Source organism: Pseudomonas sp. AGC41 (genome assembly GCF_057334555.1).
In genome coordinates, this window is record NZ_JBHFJB010000004.1 from 33,333 (window position 1) to 35,027 (window position 1,695).

1 protein-coding gene is annotated in these 1,695 nt (G+C 62.1%); it reads right to left on the minus strand.

Annotation, left to right across the window (positions count from 1 at the left end; translation table 11 throughout):
• Positions 1-114: 114 nt before the first annotated feature.
• A complete protein-coding gene (gene brnQ, locus ACE04F_RS00575) occupies positions 115-1,428 on the minus strand; it encodes a branched-chain amino acid transport system II carrier protein (protein WP_486104032.1) in 1,314 nt (437 codons plus the stop codon).
• Positions 1,429-1,695: the final 267 nt, after the last annotated feature.

Below are 1,695 nucleotides of genomic sequence, written 5' to 3' on the forward strand. Positions count from 1 at the left end.
CGCGAGCAGGCTCGCTCCCACAGGTCCACGGAAAAAGACACTGTCCCAATAAAAAATGCCCCGTATCGATTGATACGGGGCATTTCGTTTACCGATGGGCCTGCTGAGAGCCGCTTACGCCAACGCTTCGCTGCGCTTGCCCAACAGTCGATCGCAGACCACCGCCACCACCAGGGTCATCACCGAAGGCACCAGCCAGGCCAGGCCCTGGTCGCTCAGCGGCAGGTGGGCCAACTGCGTCGGCAGCCAATCCGCCAGCCCGGCGCCCTTGAGGGCGTCGATCAAGCCGAACAGGAACGACACCAGCATGACCGGGCCGACGATGCGCCCCTGCTCATGCCAGAAGTCCTTGCAGAAGCTCAGGGCGACCAATGCGATGCAAGGTGGATAGATCGCCGTCAGGACCGGAATCGAGAAAGCGATCAGCTTGGTCAGCCCGAGGTTGGACACCAGCAGCGAAAACGCCGCCAGAATGATCACCAGCGTCTTGTAGGACAGCGGCAGGACGCGGCTGAAGTACTCGGCGCAGGCGCAGGTCAGGCCAACCGCCGTCACCAGGCACGCCAGGGAGATCAATACCGCAAGGAAGCCGCTGCCCAGGCTGCCGAAGGTATGTTGCACGTAGGCATGCAAGACGGCCGCGCCGTTGGTCGCGCCCGCGGCGACTTCATGGCTGCCCGAACCCAGGCGGAACAGGCTGACATAGACCAGCGCCAGCCCCACCCCGGCGATAAGCCCGGCGATGATGGCGTAGCGGGTGATCAAGGCGGGAGACTCGACGCCCCGGGAACGGATGGCGTTGACGATGACGATGCCGAACACCAGGGCACCGAGGGTATCCATGGTCAGGTAGCCATTGATGAAGCCTTGGGAAAATGGCGCCGCCACGTATTCGGGAGTCGCCACGCCGATATCGCCGGCGGGCAAGGCGAACGCCGCGATGCCCAGCACGGCCAGGGCGATGATTTTCAGCGGTGCGAGAAAGCGCCCGACGGTGTCCAGCAAGCGCCCCGGATAAAGCGAGATGAAGAACACCACCAGGAAGTACACCGCGCTGTACAGGAACAATGCCAACGGGCTCTCGCCGGTCAGCGGTGCCAGGCCGACCTCGAACGATACGGTGGCGGTTCGCGGGGTCGCGAACAGCGGGCCGACCGCCAGGTAGCACACCGCTGCCAGCAAACTACCGGCGATCTTGCCGATGGGGCTGCTCAAGGCGTCCATCGCGCCGCCGACCTTGGCCAGCGCAACGACGGTGATCACCGGCAGCCCGACCGCCGTGATGAGAAAGCCCAGCGCCGCCATCCAGACATGAGGCCCGGACTGCAAACCGACGATAGGCGGGAAGATGATGTTGCCGGCCCCGACGAAGAGGGCAAATGTCATGAAACCAAGCGCCAGGATGTCCTGGCCTTTCAACACTTTCATTAAGGAAACCACACTACTGAATCGGAATTTAGAGAGGGATTTCCCTTAGGGGTGAGGGAAATGCTGCCGATCCGTATGAGACCGACCCGTTTAGCGCGTCGCTTCCTTGTGGGCAGCGGTCGCAAAAATGGCTGCTAGCCTAACGAATTCAACTGAATAACGCACTGTTACAGGGCGAACTATCCGATACACGACATTGTTGTGTCGCATTTACGTATCTATTTTTCCAACAGGCCGCAGCAATGCCCCGTGGGGGGGGGGGGGGGG

Bases quoted from the DNA above. Each gene is read 5' to 3' on its own strand.
- brnQ (WP_486104032.1), bottom strand. From the start codon at position 1,428: ATGAAAGTGTTGAAAGGCCAGGACATCCTGGCGCTTGGTTTCATGACA.